We start from the raw sequence: 15,317 nt of genomic DNA, 5'->3' as shown, positions 1-15,317 counted from the left end.
CGGAAGATATTGATTTAATTGATACTGGAACGGAAATGATGAGGATATGAAGCATGCTCAGCGCTTCGCATGACGATATCGAGCTCGGGCGGACGTTGAGAGCGGTGCGCGAGCGGGCGAAGCTTTCGCAGCGGGCGCTGGCGAAAAACGCGAATGTGTCGAGCTCGACGATCTCGCTGATCGAGTCCGGCAGGCTGAACCCCTCGGTCGGATCGCTGAAGCGGATTCTCGAGGGCATTCCGATCGGTCTGTCGGAGTTCTTCGCCTTCACGCCGGAAGCCGAGAAGCAGGTGTTCTATGCCGCCGAGGAGCTGACGGAGATCGGCAAGGCGCGGCTGTCGCTGAAGCAGGTGGGCAATTCCATCGGCCGCGCCATGATGATCCTGCAGGAGACCTACAGGCCGGGCGCCGATACCGGCCGGGTGATGTATCGCCACGAGGGCGAGGAGGGCGGGATCGTGATCTCCGGACGGGTCGAGATCACCGTCGGCGATCAGCGCAAGATCCTGGGCCCCGGCGATGCCTATTATTTCGACAGCCGCGAGCCGCATCGTTTCCGTCAGGTGGGGCCGGAGGATTGCGTCATCGTCTCCGCCAGCACGCCGCCGACCTTCTAGCGGGAAGCCTTCATCAGTTCGGAATGTGGAAGGCCTGCCGGAAATAGGAGCGGAAGGCCGCCATGGCCGGCGTGAACTCGGCATTCCTGCGCCAGGCAAGACCGACATCCATCGAGGGGACCGGGTCGCGCAGATTGATCGTCTCGATGCGCCGTCCTTCGAGCGACCAGGGGCGATGCACCATGTCGGAGAGGATCGCCACGCCCTGGCCATTGGCCACCAGCGAGCGCACGGCCTCGATGGACGAGGTGCGCAGCGTGATCTTCGGCTGAAACGCCGTCCGGCTCCAGTATTTCAGCGAACTGTGCGAGGCCTCGTCGACCGTCAGCATGATGTAGCTTTCTTCAGAGGTTTCCATCAGCCCGACCGATTCCGCACTTAGCAGCGGATGGCGCGCAGGGACCCAAAGTCGCCGTTCGGAACTGAGCAGCTTTTCCGTGGTCAGCTCGGTGTTGAGGATATTGGAGGTCAGAAGGACGGCAATGTCGTAGCGATTGGTCAGCAGACCCTCCTCGATCGACTCGCGATTGAGTTCGAAGAGTTTGATTTCCAGCCCCGGAAAACGCCGCCGCAACCGCTCGATATGAAGCGGCAGGAAATAGCCGATGACGGTATAGCTGGTGGCAACCGTCAGCGTGCCGGTCAGCTCCTCCGTGTAGCTGGTAAGCTGCGTCGCTTCCTCGACCTTCTGCAGGATCTCATAGGCGTGCGACAGGAATTGCCGTCCGGCATCCGTCAGGCTCATGCCATGGGAGGTACGCGTAAACAGCGTCGTGCCGACGGTTTGTTCCAGCTCCTTGATGGCCGTCGTGATCGCCGATTGCGAAATCGACAGATGCATGGCGGATTGCGAGACCTGCCCGAGTTCGGCGGTGGCGACGAAATAGCGGAGCTGTCTGAGATTGAGCGACACTAAGCAATTTCCCTTCTGATTTTCAGAATGTGGTCTTTCAGTTTTTCTGAGTGACCAGCCATTCTCGGCTCCAAAGACGCTGTCATTCCGGTCAGAAAACCCGTGAAAGTCAGGTTTCAAGCCCGATACTTCGAGGCGTGCGTGATGCCGTTTCGTTCTGTTTTTCAGATAATGCTGAACAAGAAATAGAATTTTTCAAAGTCGTTTTTCCGGTCTAGCTTGTTTTTTGACGAATTCATAGGCATTCGGGATTGGCGCTTAAATTGAGGGCAGTTTTGTCCGTGGTCAGCCGGTCCCGCACATTCAGGGAGTAGGGTTTTGCAGCGCGAGGTTGTCGACATCAATTGTGACATGGGCGAATCCTACGGTCGCTGGCAGATCGGAGACACCGATGACGCGCAGCTCATGGAGTTCATCACATCCGCCAACATCGCCACCGGGTTCCATGCCAGCGATCCGAACCTGATGGATCAGACAGTGCGCATGGCCGTCGAGCACGGGATCGGCGTCGGCGCGCATCCCGGCTACAACGATCTGCAGGGGTTCGGCCGCCGCAAGATCGACGGCACGGCCAAGGAACTGGTCAACGACATCATCTATCAGGTCGGTGCGCTGCGCGAATTCACCCGCCGCCATGGCGGTATCCTCCAGCATGTGAAGCCGCACGGCGCGCTCTACATGGAGATGGCGGTCAACGCCGAGCTTTCGCATCTGTTTGTCGATTACATGCGCACCGCCGCTCCTAATGTCAGCATTTTCTGCATGGCCGGTTCGGTGACGGAAGAGATCGCGGTGGAAGCGGGCGTTCCGGTCATCCGCGAATTCTTTGCAGACCGGGACTATGGCGAGGACGGTCAGATCGTCTTCACCCGTTCCGTCGGTCATCTTGACCCTGAGGCGCTGGCCGCGCGTGCCGTTCGCGCCTGCAAGCAGGGCAAGGTGACGGCGGTGACGGGCCGCGACGTCGACATTCCCTTCGAATCGATCTGTTTCCATTCCGATACGCCCGGCGCGCTTGCCATCGCAAAGGCGCTGCGCGAGGCGCTGATCGCCGCCGGCATCCGCATTTCCCCCGTTTCAGAAATCATAAATGAAAAAATCCGGAGAACAGCATGAGCAAGCTCGAAATCAGGTCGCCCCTTCCGGGCACTTTCTACCGCAAGCCCTCTCCCGACGCAGCCGCTTTCAAGGAAGATGGCGCCAGCGTCACCGAGAAGGAGACGATCGGGCTGATCGAAGTGATGAAGACGTTTCACGAGATTCCCGCTGGCGTTTCCGGCGGCAGCATTATTTTCCTGGTGGATGACGCAGAACCCGTGATGGCCGGTCAGGTGCTCGCCGAGGTCGAGGCATGACCATTCGCTCGATCCTCATCGCCAATCGCGGGGAAATTGCCGTGCGCATCATTCGCGCGGCAAAGGCCCTCGGCATCAGGACGGTGCAGGTGCACTCCGCCGCCGATGCCGACATGCTGGCCGTGAAGCTCGCCGATGAAGCCGTGGATATCGGCCCGCCGTCTGCCGCAAAATCCTATCTGAATATCGAGAAGATCATCGAGGCGGCGAAGAGCGCCGGTGTGGATGCCATTCATCCGGGCTATGGCTTTCTCTCCGAGAATGCCGGATTTGCCCGCGCCGTCACCGACGCCGGGATGATCTTCATTGGCCCGTCTGCCGATGCGATCAGCCTCTTGGGCGACAAGGTTGCAGCCCGCAGCGTCGCCGCAAAGGCCGGGGTTCCGACCGTGCCGGGCTCCGATGGCCGTATCGAGGACATGGCCGTGGCCCGCGACATCATCGCGCAAACGGGCTTTCCGGCGATGATCAAGGCTGCTGCCGGCGGCGGAGGGCGCGGTATCCGTATCGTCGACACGATGGAGGATTTCGAGCGCCAGTTTCCTCTGGCCGCAGCGGAAGCCAAGGCGGCCTTCGGCGATGGCGGTCTTTATATTGAAAAGGTCATCACCAAGGCGCGGCATGTCGAGGTGCAGATCCTCGGTGATGGCGAAAACGCAGTTCATTGCTTTGAGCGCGAGTGCTCGCTGCAGCGCCGCCGGCAGAAGGTCTGGGAAGAAGCCCCCTCCTGCCGCCTGCCGGACGATGTGCGCACGGCGCTGTGTGAGAGCGCTGTCGCGCTGGCGAAATCGGTCGGCTACAAGGGCGCGGGAACGGTCGAATATCTCTATGACGAGGACGCCGGTGAATTCTACTTCATCGAGGTCAACACCCGTATCCAGGTCGAGCATCCGGTCACGGAAATGGTCACCGGCATCGATCTCGTGCAGGAGATGATCCGCGTTGCCGGCGGCGAAAAGCTTTCGGTCACGCAGGATGATATCGCCCTATCCGGCCACGCCATCGAATGCCGCATCAATGCCGAAGACCCGGCAAAGGGGTTCATGCCTGGCCCCGGCACGGTGGCCAAGCTCGTCGCGCCGGAAGGCGCGGGCATCCGCTTCGATACCTTCCTCTACGAAGGCTACACCGTGCCGCCCTTCTACGATTCGCTGCTCGGCAAGTTGATCGTGCATGCCGAGAACCGCGCGGCCTGCCTCAAAAAGCTGGAGGCGGCGCTGTCCGGTCTTGTCATCGAAGGGCTTACGACCACCATTCCGCTTCACCTTGCCCTTTGCCGCGATGAAGCCGTTGCCGAGGGCGCCTTCCACACCCGCTTTCTCGAGCCCTGGCTCGAAACGCACTTCAACCCTCAAACCCCGGCCAAAGTCCATGAGGAGGCCTCGTCATGAAGCTGCGCTATTCCTTCGGAGGTGACGAACACCTCTTTGTCGAATGCAGCGAGGAAATGTCGCTGGAGGCGTTTTTCCATTCGCTGTCGATGACCAATAGGGTCCGCGACGCGAAGATCAGGGGCGTCACAGAGATCTGCCCGGCCAATGCCTCCTTCCAGATCAAGTTTGACCCGGACATCATCCATCCGGACGACATGCTGAAGGAAGTCCAGGCGATCGAGCTTGCCGACCAGAAATCGGAGCCGGTGATCAAGACCCGGATCATCGAAATTCCGGTCTATTACAACGACCCGTGGACGCATGAGACGCTGATGCGCTTCCGCGAGCGCCATCAGGATCCGGAAAGCACTGATCTCGAATATGCCGCGCGGATCAACGACTACAAATCCGTCGCCGATTTCATCGACGCCCATTCCGGCGCGCCGTGGATTGTCACCATGGTCGGCTTCGTCTCGGGCCTGCCGTTCATGTACCAGATGGTCGAGCGCCAGCGTCAGATCGAGGTGCCGAAATATCTGCGCCCCCGCACCGATACGCCGAAGCTGACTGTCGGCTATGGCGGCTGCTTCTCCTGCATCTATTCGGTGCGCGGGGCCGGCGGCTACCAGATGTTCGGCATCACCCCGATGCCGATCTACGACCCGACCCAGACGACCAGCTACCTGAAGGACTTCATGGTGTTCTTCAAGCCCGGCGACATCGTCAAGTTCAAGCCGATCGACCGCGAAACCTATGATGCCGAGGTCAAGGCGGTGGAGAACGGCACCTTCGCCCCGCCGATCCGCGAGGTCTCCTTCGACCTCAACGAATTCAACAAGGACATTGACGGCTACAATGCCAAGCTGGAGGGCATTCTCAATGACCATTAAGGTTCTCCATCCCGGTCTTGCCACCACCGTTCAGGATCTCGGTCGCCCCGGCTACTATCACCTCGGTATTCCCGAAGGCGGCGCCATGGATCGCCTGGCGCTGATCGCCGGAAATCATCTCGTCGGCAATGACGAGGGGGCTGCGGGCCTGGAAGCCGTGTTCATGGGGCCGGCGCTTGAATTCACCGAAGACGCGGTCATCGCGGTCACCGGCGCCGAAATGCCGGTGCTGATCGATGAGGAAGAAGTGCCGGGCTGGACCGCGCTCTCGATCAAGGCAGGGCAGAAGCTCTCCTTCGGCTTCCTCAAGACCGGCGCGCGTATCTATATCGCCGTTGCCGGCGGTATCGATGTGCCGATGGCGCTCGGCAGCCGCTCGACCTATCCCATCGGCGCGCTCGGCGGTGTCGAGGGCAGGGCGATTGCTGTCGGTGACGAGCTTCCCGTCGGCACGCCTGCCAAAAAGGCGGAGATCGGCAAGGAAATCCCCGAGGCGCTGCGCCGCAAGCCGGGAACGCCTGCCGAACTCAGGGTGCTTCCCGGTCTCTACGATCACCGCATGACGGATGCTTCACTGGAGCATTTCTTCTCCGATGAATGGAAGGTCGCGCCGGAGGCGGACCGCATGGGCTATCGCTTCCGCGGCGGTCATCCGATCGCGTTTGTCGAACGCGAACAGCCATTCGGCGCCGGGTCCGATCCATCGAATATCGTCGACGCCTGCTACCCTTATGGTTCGGTGCAGGTGCCGGGCGGCTCGGAGCCGATCGTTCTGCATCGCGACGCCGTTTCCGGCGGCGGCTATTTCATGGTCGGCACGGTGATCTCGGCCGACATGGACCTGATCGGCCAGCTTCAGCCACACACGCCAACCCGTTTCGTCAAGGTGGATATGGAAACCGCCTTGGCCGCCCGGAAAGACCGGGCCGCCCTTATCGGAAAAATCCGGGCGCTTTTCTAGGAATACCAACCGAACGCTGCTTTTTCTATAACCACGAAGGGGAACTTCAATGAAAGCACATTCAATTCTTAAAGTCGCCATCTCGGCGCTCGCCGTTTCCGCAGCATCGCCGGTGCTTGCCGAGACCTGGTATCCCTATGATGCCGTCGAAATCACGCCGCCTTTTGCGGCCGACGGCACGGCTTCCGACGTCAAGTATGTGCCGCTCGAAAAGGCCGAGGAAGCCTACAATATCTGCGTATCCTTCCCGCATATGAAGGACGCCTACTGGCTCGGCGTCGATTACGGCGTGGTCGAGGAAGCGAAGGACCTCGGCGTCAAGCTGAACGTCGTCGAGGCCGGCGGTTATACCGAGCTTGCCAAGCAGATTTCGCAGATCGAGGACTGCGTTGCCGGTGGCGCGGATGCCGTGGTCATCGGCGCGATTTCCTATGACGGGCTGAACAGCCTCGTTTCGGAAGTGGCGGCCAAGGGTATTCCGGTCATCGATGTCATCAACGGCATTTCTTCTCCCGATATTACCGCCAAGTCGCTCGTCTCTTTCTACACGATGGGCTTTGAGACCGGCAAATACCTCGCCGAAAAGCATCCGGCAGGCGGCGAACCGGCAATTGTCGGCTGGTTCCCGGGTCCGGCCGGTGCCGGCTGGGTGGAAGCCGCCAATGAAGGTTTCCTGAAAGCGGTCGAAGGTTCGGCGCTGACCGTGCTGGAGCCGAAATACGGCGACACCGGCAAGGAAGCCCAGCTGAAACTGGTGGAAGACGTGCTGCAGGCCGAGCCTGACGTCGCTTATATCGCCGGCACGGCCGTGACCGCCGAAGCCGCGCAGGGCCTCATTCGCGAACGCGGCCTGAAGGACAAGGTTGGGCTTCTGGCCTTCTACATGACGCCCGGCGTCTATGAGGGCATCAAGCGCGGCTTCATCGAGGCAGCGCCGGCGGATTCAATGGTGATCCAGGGGCGTATCGCCGTCGATCAGGCGGTTCGCGCGCTGGAAGGCAAGGAACTGGTCAAGCATGTTGGTCCGAAGATCTTTGTCGTCGACGGCGACAATATCGACTCTGTGCCGCAGACCGACATCCTGCCGCCGAACGGCTTCCGTCCGGTCTTCTCGGTCGATTGATATCCGCAACAGATGAAGCATTCCGCATCGCCTTGCCGGCGGTGCGGAAACCTCTGGAAGGGGCCGGCCATGGCTGAGAAAGCCATTCCGCTCGTGCGTATGAGCGGTATTTCGAAACAGTTTCCGGGCGTCAAGGCGCTCGATAATGTCGACTTCAGCCTTGAGGCGGGCGAGGTCCACGTGCTCTTCGGCGAAAACGGCGCCGGCAAATCGACGCTGATTTCCATTCTCGCTGGCGTGTACAAGCCGAGCGAAGGCGAAGTGCTGATCGACGGGCATTCGGTGCATTTTTCCTCCGCGCGGGATGCGCGGGCAGCCGGCATTGGCGCGGTTTTTCAGGAGTTTTCGCTGGTGCCGACGCGCACTGTTGCCGAAAACATCTTCCTCGGCGACGAGCCGCTGACGGGCATGCTGATCGACCACGCCGCCATGCGCCATCGTGCGCAGGAGATTTTCGATGAAATGGGCTTCGCGCTCGATGTTCGCCGTCAGGTGTTGAGCCTGTCGCGCGCCGAGCAGCAGATGGTGGAAATTGCGAAAGCCATCCATGCCCGCGCCAAGATTTTGATTCTCGATGAGCCGACTGCGTCGCTGACAGAACGTGAGACCAAGGAGTTGTTCCGCCTCGTGCGCAACGCGAAAGCGGCGGGAACCGGCATTATCTATATCTCCCACCGTATCCAGGAGTTCACCCAGATCGCCGACCGGATCACGGTTCTGCGTGATGGCAAGCTTGTTGGCACCGTCGGCGCCCGCGACCTCGACCACAATGCGCTGGTTGAGATGATGACGGGCCGGGCGATCAGCGAGATCTATCCGGCGATTGCCGCAAATCCTGAAGCAGAACCCGTGCTCAAGATCCGCGGCCTGAAGGCGGCTGGCGTCGAAGGCGTCGATATCGATGTCCGCCGCGGCGAGGTACTAGGCGTTGCCGGTCTCGTCGGCTGCGGCAAGTCCCGCGCCTTCCGGGCTGCCATCGGCCTTGGCGGCATTGCGGCCGGAAGCGTCACCTATAAGGGCCGCGATGTAACAGGAGCGCCGCTGGCAAAACTCCTGAAGGACGGCATCTTCTACCTTCCTTCCGACCGCAAGGAGGAGGGGTTGATGCTGGGCGCGACTGCCGGCGACAATATCGCGCTTTCCACGCTCGACCACCAGGAGACCCGTGGCCTCTTCGGCCTCAGAAGGCCAAAGGCGGTCAATCGGCTGACGGCAGAGATCGGCGGTCGCGTTGATCTGTCAGACGCCTATCTCGCGCGCACGGCTTCAAAACTTTCCGGCGGCAACCAGCAGAAGATCCTGTTCGGCAAGGGGCTTGCCAGCGATCGCGACGTCTACATTTTCGATGAACCGACGGTCGGCGTCGATGTCGGCACGCGCGCCGCTCTCTACCAGTTGATCAAGCAGATCTGCGAGGCTGGCAAGGCGGTGGTGGTGATTTCCTCCGACCTGCCGGAGGCGATGAACCTGGCGCACCGCATGCTGGTCTTTAGCCAGGGCCGGATCTCGGCATCGCTTTCAGGCGACGAGATCGAGGAAGAGACAATTCTCAAAGCATTTTTCCATGAAGAAAGGCAGACGGCATGACCAATGAAGCGGAAGCCGTGAAAACGACGCAGCCGGGCGCCGGCTTTTCCCTCCGGCAGTTTTTTGGCGATGTCTTCCTGAAGCTCGGCGTGCTGCCCTTCTTTCTGGTCGCGGCGCTGATCATCTTCGCGCTTGCCTCGAAACAATTCCTGACGGTCGACAATATCGTCAATGTGGCCCGCCAGTCGGTCTATCTCGTGCTCGTTTCGCTCGGGCAGATGATCGTGCTGGTCACCGGCGGCTTCGATCTTTCTGTCGGAACCGCGATCGCGCTCACCTCGGTCACATCCGCCACCGCAATGGTCTATTTCGCCAGTGTTTTTCCCGACGCTGCCTTCCTGGTGGTCACGCTCGGCATCCTGACGGGCTTTGTTGCGGCGCTTGCCATCGGCGCGCTCAATGGTCTCGGCGTTGCCAAATTCGGCGTGTCGCCCTTCATCATGACGCTCGGCGTCCAGTCGATGGGAGCAGGCGTTGCGCTGTTCATCACCGGCGGCGTGCCGATTGGCGGGCTGCCCTATGCCTTCGGCGATTTCTTCGGCTTCGGGCGGATTGCCGGGGTGCCGGTTCCGGTCGTCGTTGCCGTGCTTGCCATCATCGTCATCTGGACGCTGATGAACCGTACCCGCACCGGCGCGCGCATCTATGCCGTCGGCGGCAATGTCAAGGCGGCAAAACTCTCCGGCATCAACACCGCCCGCACGCTCTTTATCGCCTATATGCTCTGCGCGCTTCTCGCCTCCCTTTCCGGCGTGCTGCTGACGGCGCGCGTGGAAAGCGGCGAGACCAATCTCGGCGGCACGATCGCGCTGGAATCGATTGCCGCCTGCGTCATCGCCGGCGTGTCGCTGCGCGGCGGCATCGGCCGGGTGGAAAGCGTCGTGCTCGGCGCCTTCTTCATCGTGCTGGTGCAAAACGGCATGAACCTGATGCAGATCGGTTCCTACATGCAGATGATCCTGCTTGGCGGCCTGCTGGTGCTCGCCGTGGTCATCGACCAGTTCCGCTACCGGATGCTGATCGGCGACAGGTAGGCGGTTGCGGAGTTGTCCGTTCCGCCCGTGGCGTTGAGTTCAGGCAGAAGCAGAGGCATACTGCAAGACGCAGCGCTCTATGCGAATTTCCTCTGCAGATAGGTCAGATAAGCGTTGCAATCGCCCGCTTCCGCGCCGATGGCGGAAAGCACTGCCTGACGACCCTTCGAGCGGCCGTGGCTCCAGACGATCTCGCCGAGCTTTTGCCGCAGCGGCGCAAGGTCACCGGCCCTGGCGGCATCGCGTAGTTGCGGATCGGTTTCATCGAGCCGCGCCATGATCTGGGCGGCGGTGACATTGCCGATCGTGTAGGTCGGGAAAGAGCCGATATAGCCGCTTGACCAGTGGACGTCCTGAAGGCAGCCGAGCCCGTCATGCGGCACATCGATGCCGAGGTCGTCGCGCATGGCGGCGTTCCAGGCCGCCGGCACGTCATCAACGGCAAGCGAACCATCCATCAGCGCCATTTCAATGCGCACCCTGAGCATGATGTGCAGGTCATAGGTCAGTTCGTCCGCTTCTACGCGGATGAGGCCCGGCTCGGTGCGGTTGACGGCCTTGACGAACTCTTCCTCGCTGACATCGGCAAGCTGGTCCGGGAAATGCGCCTTGAGCCGTCCGAAATGCAGCGCCCAGAAATCAGCGGAGCGGCCGATATGGTTTTCGAAGAGCCGCGACTGGCTCTCATGCATGCCGAAACTGCTGCCGCCGACGGCATAAAGACCGATCAGGTCGGTCGTGTGCGCCGTGCGGGTCAGTGCCGGATCGACGCCCTGTTCGTAAAGCGCGTGGCCGGTCTCGTGCATGGTGCCGAAGATCGACATCGGCAGATAGTTCGGGTTCCAGCGCGAGGTGATGCGCACATCCTGGCGGGTAAACGAGATCTCGAAGGGGTGGACGGCTGTGTCGAGCCGGCTGCGGGTAAAATCGAGGCCGAGAACTTCGGCAAGCTCCGCACAGAGGGCCTTCTGCTGCTCGACGGGATAGTCGCGGTAGAGGAAATCCGTGCGCGGTTTCGCTCGCTCAAGCGCTGCCGCCAGGATCGGCTTGATGCCCTCGCGCAGGTCGTCGAACAGAGCCTTCAGCGAGGCGGCGGTCTCGCCGGGCTCGTAGATCTGCACCATGGGATCATAGGGGTGGGCGTCATAGCCGATTGCGTCGGCCATCTGCCGCGCCAGCGAAACGATCTCGGCAAGATGCGGGCGGAACAGGGCAAAGTCGCCTTTCGCGCGGGCCGTTTGCCAGGCGCGGCCGGCAATAATCGAGATTTCGTCCTGGCGACGCAGCAGTTCGGGCGGCACGCTCAGATGCCACTTGCGAGCGGCAAGCACAGCCTCGGCGGCGCGGCGCTCGCGTTCATCGGCAGGCTTTGCCAGTAAGGCTTCGGCGGCATCTTCCGTGGCGGTATCGAGCAGCATCGCGCGGGCCTTGGCCTTCAGCGTGGCGATCTGCTGGCCGCGGGTGGCCGCTCCGCCTGCCGGCATCATGACCCGCGCATCCCATTGCAGCAGGTTGACGGCGGAAAGAATGTCGTTGATTTCCGCGATGCGGGTCGTGAACGCGTTCATGCGGCCTCCGGCTTTGCTGTGGCGCCGGTGCCGCCGTCATTGAGGTGGCAGGCAACCGATGCCGTTCCGCTTGTCGCCGGCTTGAGGCGCGGCAGTTCGATTTTGCACCTCGGGCCTGCCATCGGACAGCGCGGATGGAAGGCGCAGCCTTTCGGCGGATTGATCGGCGAGGGGATTTCGCCCTCGATCGGCTGGAACGAGCCGCGCCCGGCGCCAAGTTTCGGGATCGAGGCGAAAAGCGCCCTGGTGTAGGGGTGGCGCGGGGTCGCATAAAGCTCTTCCGCTGTGGCCAGTTCGACGATGCGTCCGAGATACATGATCGCCACACGGTCGCACACATGGCGGACGACCGAAAGGTCGTGGCTGATGAAGACGGCGGTGAGATCGAGTTCGCGGCGCAAATCCATGAACAGGTTCAGCACCTGCGCCTGGATCGACACGTCGAGCGAGGCGACCGCTTCGTCCAGCACAAGCAGTTCCGGCTCCATGGCGAGCGCGCGGGCAATGGCAACGCGCTGGCGCTGACCACCGGAAAACTGGTGCGGCAGGCGGTCGGCATAGGCGGCCTCAAGGCCCACCTGCTCAAGCAGACTGCGCACACGGGCGCGGACTTCATTGGCCTTGACGATATGGTGGATGCGCGGGCCCTCGGCGATCGTCTCGCCCACCTTCATGCGCGGATTGAGGCTTGCGAACGGATCCTGATGGATCATCTGCACCTTGGTGGTGAGCTTGTCGACGTTATTGCCATGCTTGCGGGCAACGGGCGCGCCGTTCAGAAACACATGGCCCTCACTTGGCGTGTAGATGCCCGAGATGATGCGGCCGAGCGTGGACTTGCCGCAGCCCGATTCGCCGACGAGGCCGAGCACCTCGCCCTCGGCGACCTCCAGCGAGATATCGGAAAGCGCATGAACGGTTTCGCCCGAGGGCTTGCCGGCGAGCCTGTTGATACCCTGGATGACAAGGCCGGGCTTGCGGGTGAAGCGCTTGTGAACGCCGTCGATTGTCAGAAGCGGCTTGCTCATGGGGCCTCCATCGGATGATGACAGGAAACCGAATGCGTTCCGGTCTCATGCAGGGGCGGCTCGGTGGCACAGATGTCTGAGGCACGCGGACAGCGTGGCCTGAACGGACAGCCCGACGGCAGGTTGGCAAGCTGTGGCGTCGAGCCGGGGATTTGCGGCAGATGCGCGCCCGGCTCATGCAGGCTCGGCACGGAGCCGATCAGGCCCACCGTATAGGGGTGGCGAGGGGCGGCAATCACCTCCTCGGCCGTGCCGCGCTCAACGATCCTGCCGGCATACATGACGCAGATGTCGTCAGCGAGGCTGGAGATGACGGCAAGGTCGTGGGTGACCCAGACGATCGCCGTGCCGGTCTCGTCGGCAAGCCTGCGCACCTCGGCCAATATCTGGCTCTGGATCGAGACGTCGAGCGCCGTCGTCGGTTCGTCGGCGATGATCACCGCCGGGCGGTGAAGCAATGCGGTGGCAATGGCCACGCGCTGGCGCATGCCGCCGGAAAGCTGGTGCGGATAGGCCTTCAGCCTTTCGCGGGCGGCCGGAATGCCGACAGTCTCGAGGGCCTGGCGCGCCCGCTCCCAGGCGTCGTGCTTCGACATCTTCTCGTGCACGCGCACGGCCATCGCCATCTGGTCGCCGATCCGCAAGACCGGGTTCAGCGTCATCATCGGGTCCTGGAACACCATCGCGACCTTGGAACCGCGCAGCTTGCGCAGTGCCTCGGGCTTCAACGCCCTGAGGTCCTGGCCATCGACCAGAACTTCGCCGCCGGTGATATGGCCGGGTTCCTCGACAAGGCCGAGAATGGAAAAGCCGGTGACGCTCTTGCCCGAGCCGCTCTCGCCGACAAGACCCATGATGCGGCCGCGCCCGACCGAAAAGCTGACATTGTTGACGGCGGTGACGTCGCCGCGGCGGGTTTCAAACCGGGTGGTGAGGCCCCGGACGTCCAGTGCTTTGGTCATCGGCTGCGCCTCGGATCGAGAACGGTGCGGACCTGGTCGCCGACCAGATTGATCGTCACCACCGTCACCATCAGGAACAGGCCCGGATAGATCGACAGCCAGTAGCGGTCCGTGTGGATATATTTGAAGCCGTTGGCAATCAGCGAGCCGAGCGAGGGTTCGGTGAGCGGCAGGCCGACGCCGAGGAAGGAGAGCGTCGCCTCCAGCGCGATCGCACTTGCGACCTGCACCGTCGCGACCACGATCAGCGGCGGCAGCACATTCGGCAGCAGGTGGCGGAAGAGAACGCGGCCTGTCGGAAGCGGCGTCGAGCGCGCGGCCTCGATATAGTCCTTGCCGCGCTCGACGGTCGCCGCGCCATGGGTGGTGCGGGCGAAATAGGCATATTGGGCAATCACCAGCGCCAGAATGATCTGGCCGACGCCCTGTCCTAGAACGGCGACCAGCACCAGCGCCAGCAGGATCGCCGGCATCGACAATTGCAGGTCTACGATGCGCATCAGGAAGGCCTCGATCCGGCCGCCGAAATAGGCTGCCGACAGGCCGACGCAAATGCCGACGATCAGCGCCAGGGCGCCGGCGGAAAGGCCGATGACGAAACTGGTGCGCAATCCGTAGAAGATCGCCGAAAGCATGTCGCGGCCGACGTTGTCGGTGCCGAGAAGATGGGTATAGCCGCCGGAGCCGACCGTTCCGGGCTTCAGGAACGCATCCATCCAGTCGAGCTTGGCCATGTCATAGGGGTCCTGCGGCGACACCAGCGGCGCCGCAAAGGAGACGAACAGCAGGCCCACGATCATGATCAGTGAGACGACGGCGACTGGGGAGCGGGCAAAGTCGGAACAGAAATTGCGGAACCGGGCGGGGCGGGTTTCCACCGGCGCCGCAGCGGGCGTTGCGTCAGCCATCACTTGCCTCCCTTCAGCCGCACGCGCGGATCGAGCTGGGCGTAGATGACGTCGACGACAAGATTGATGAGCACGAAGAGAATGACCACGAGAATGAGGTAGGTGACCATGACGGGGCGGTCGAGCTGGAGGATGCTGTCGATGATCAGCTTGCCGACGCCCGGCCAGTTGAAGACGCTCTCGGTCACGACGGCAAAGGCGAGCGTCGAACCCAGTTCAAGGCCGAAGACCGTGACGATCGGGATCGAGATATTGCGCAGCACATGGCGGAACACGATCTGCCGGTCGGGCAGGCCCTGGGCGCGGGCGAATTTCACATAGTCCGTCTGCATCGCCTCGACCATGCCGGCGCGGGTGAGACGGATGAGCAGGCCCATCATGAACAGCGAAAGGTTGAAGGCCGGCATGATGACGTGGCGCCAGCCATCGAGCGTGACAAGCGAGGTCTGCAGGCTGAAGAGCGAGCCTACATCGCCGCGCCCGCCGGATGGCAGCCAGCCGAGATTGACCGCGAAGGCCATGACCAGCAGCATGCCGATCCAGAAGGTGGGTACCGAGAATCCGAGGACAGACAGCGCCATGATCGCCTTGGCGGGAATGCTGTTCGGGCGGTAGCCCGCATAGATGCCGGCCGGGATGCCGATGAGGGTCGCGATCATCACGGCGACGAACACCAACTCGACGGTCGCCGGAAGCCGGGAAAAGACGAGCTTGATGACCGAGACATTGTAGACCATCGACGTGCCGAGATCGCCATGCACGACATTGGTCAGGAAGGTCAGATATTGCTGCCACAGCGGCTGGTCGAGACCGTATTGCTCGATCAGTTTCTGGCGGATCGCCTGGGTCGCGCCGGGGTCGATCATCACGTCAATCGGATTGCCGATCGCGTAGACGCCAAGAAAGACGATGATCGACATTGCAAAGATGACGACAACGGCCTGCAGCAGCCGCTGGACAAGAAAACCAAGCATCTAAGCCTCTTGGAATGAGCATGC

General features: G+C 62.0%; 15 protein-coding genes. 9 read left to right on the top strand and 6 right to left on the bottom strand.

The window, feature by feature from the left end; genetic code table 11:
• The first annotated feature begins 53 nt into the window (after positions 1-53).
• The gene (locus TM49_RS02795; protein ID WP_045679450.1) at positions 54-617 is read left to right on the top strand and encodes a cupin domain-containing protein; all 564 of its coding nucleotides are present in this window, start codon (positions 54-56) and stop codon (positions 615-617) included.
• Between the two features lie 13 nt (positions 618-630).
• On the opposite strand, the gene TM49_RS02790 is transcribed toward TM49_RS02795, so the two are convergent.
• A complete protein-coding gene (locus TM49_RS02790) occupies positions 631-1,530 on the bottom strand; it encodes a LysR family transcriptional regulator (RefSeq protein ID WP_045679449.1) in 900 nt (299 codons plus the stop codon).
• A 318-nt stretch (positions 1,531-1,848) separates the two neighbouring features.
• Between TM49_RS02790 and TM49_RS02785 the strand changes: the two genes are divergently transcribed.
• The 8 genes from TM49_RS02785 (at position 1,849) to TM49_RS02750 (ending at position 9,853) form a co-directional block, all read left to right on the top strand.
• Positions 1,849-2,646: a 5-oxoprolinase subunit PxpA gene (locus TM49_RS02785; protein ID WP_082074591.1), complete on the top strand. Its 798-nt coding sequence runs from the start codon at positions 1,849-1,851 to the stop codon at positions 2,644-2,646.
• Positions 2,643-2,885: an acetyl-CoA carboxylase gene (locus TM49_RS02780; RefSeq protein WP_045679447.1), complete on the top strand. Its 243-nt coding sequence runs from the start codon at positions 2,643-2,645 to the stop codon at positions 2,883-2,885. Before TM49_RS02785 ends, TM49_RS02780 begins: the two co-directional genes overlap by 4 nt.
• Entirely contained in the window at positions 2,882-4,276 is a 1,395-nt protein-coding gene (locus tag TM49_RS02775) for an acetyl-CoA carboxylase biotin carboxylase subunit (protein WP_045679446.1), read from the top strand. Before TM49_RS02780 ends, TM49_RS02775 begins: the two co-directional genes overlap by 4 nt.
• Positions 4,273-5,148 (top strand): 5-oxoprolinase subunit B family protein, encoded by an 876-nt coding sequence (locus TM49_RS02770; protein WP_045679445.1) that lies wholly within the window; start codon positions 4,273-4,275, stop codon positions 5,146-5,148. Before TM49_RS02775 ends, TM49_RS02770 begins: the two co-directional genes overlap by 4 nt.
• Positions 5,138-6,109 carry a 5-oxoprolinase subunit C family protein gene (locus tag TM49_RS02765; RefSeq protein ID WP_045679444.1) on the top strand — a complete coding sequence of 324 codons (972 nt, stop codon included), beginning with the start codon at positions 5,138-5,140 and terminating at the stop codon, positions 6,107-6,109. Before TM49_RS02770 ends, TM49_RS02765 begins: the two co-directional genes overlap by 11 nt.
• A 49-nt stretch (positions 6,110-6,158) precedes the next feature.
• Positions 6,159-7,232, top strand: coding sequence for a TMAO reductase system periplasmic protein TorT (gene torT / locus TM49_RS02760; RefSeq protein WP_045679443.1), 1,074 nt, complete (start codon positions 6,159-6,161; stop codon positions 7,230-7,232).
• A gap of 69 nt (positions 7,233-7,301) precedes the next feature.
• Positions 7,302-8,819: a sugar ABC transporter ATP-binding protein gene (locus tag TM49_RS02755; protein WP_045679442.1), complete on the top strand. Its 1,518-nt coding sequence runs from the start codon at positions 7,302-7,304 to the stop codon at positions 8,817-8,819.
• Complete coding sequence (locus TM49_RS02750) at positions 8,816-9,853, top strand: ABC transporter permease (protein WP_045679441.1); 1,038 nt, start codon at positions 8,816-8,818, stop codon at positions 9,851-9,853. Before TM49_RS02755 ends, TM49_RS02750 begins: the two co-directional genes overlap by 4 nt.
• Before the next feature lie 77 nt (positions 9,854-9,930).
• Here TM49_RS02750 and TM49_RS02745 read toward each other — a convergent pair whose 3' ends face one another.
• Genes TM49_RS02745 through TM49_RS02725 form a run of 5 tightly spaced genes read right to left on the bottom strand, consistent with a single transcriptional unit; the run spans position 9,931 to position 15,293 of the window.
• Positions 9,931-11,421, bottom strand: coding sequence for a carboxypeptidase M32 (locus TM49_RS02745; RefSeq protein WP_045679440.1), 1,491 nt, complete (start codon positions 11,419-11,421; stop codon positions 9,931-9,933).
• Positions 11,418-12,449: an ABC transporter ATP-binding protein gene (locus TM49_RS02740; protein ID WP_045679439.1), complete on the bottom strand. Its 1,032-nt coding sequence runs from the start codon at positions 12,447-12,449 to the stop codon at positions 11,418-11,420. The genes TM49_RS02745 and TM49_RS02740 overlap by 4 nt, the downstream gene beginning before the upstream one ends.
• Positions 12,446-13,411 carry an ABC transporter ATP-binding protein gene (locus TM49_RS02735; protein WP_045679438.1) on the bottom strand — a complete coding sequence of 322 codons (966 nt, stop codon included), beginning with the start codon at positions 13,409-13,411 and terminating at the stop codon, positions 12,446-12,448. The genes TM49_RS02740 and TM49_RS02735 overlap by 4 nt, the downstream gene beginning before the upstream one ends.
• Positions 13,408-14,319: an ABC transporter permease gene (locus TM49_RS02730; RefSeq protein WP_045679437.1), complete on the bottom strand. Its 912-nt coding sequence runs from the start codon at positions 14,317-14,319 to the stop codon at positions 13,408-13,410. The genes TM49_RS02735 and TM49_RS02730 overlap by 4 nt, the downstream gene beginning before the upstream one ends.
• Positions 14,319-15,293, bottom strand: a complete 975-nt coding sequence (locus TM49_RS02725) for an ABC transporter permease (protein WP_045679436.1) — start codon at positions 15,291-15,293, stop codon at positions 14,319-14,321. Before TM49_RS02725 ends, TM49_RS02730 begins: the two co-directional genes overlap by 1 nt.
• Positions 15,294-15,317: the final 24 nt, after the last annotated feature.

This window comes from Martelella endophytica, from assembly GCF_000960975.1.
In the GTDB taxonomy this organism is placed as follows: domain Bacteria; phylum Pseudomonadota; class Alphaproteobacteria; order Rhizobiales; family Rhizobiaceae; genus Martelella; species Martelella endophytica.
The sequence above is the reverse complement of the archived record's forward strand: the minus strand, read 5'-3'. Positions and strand labels throughout refer to the sequence as shown.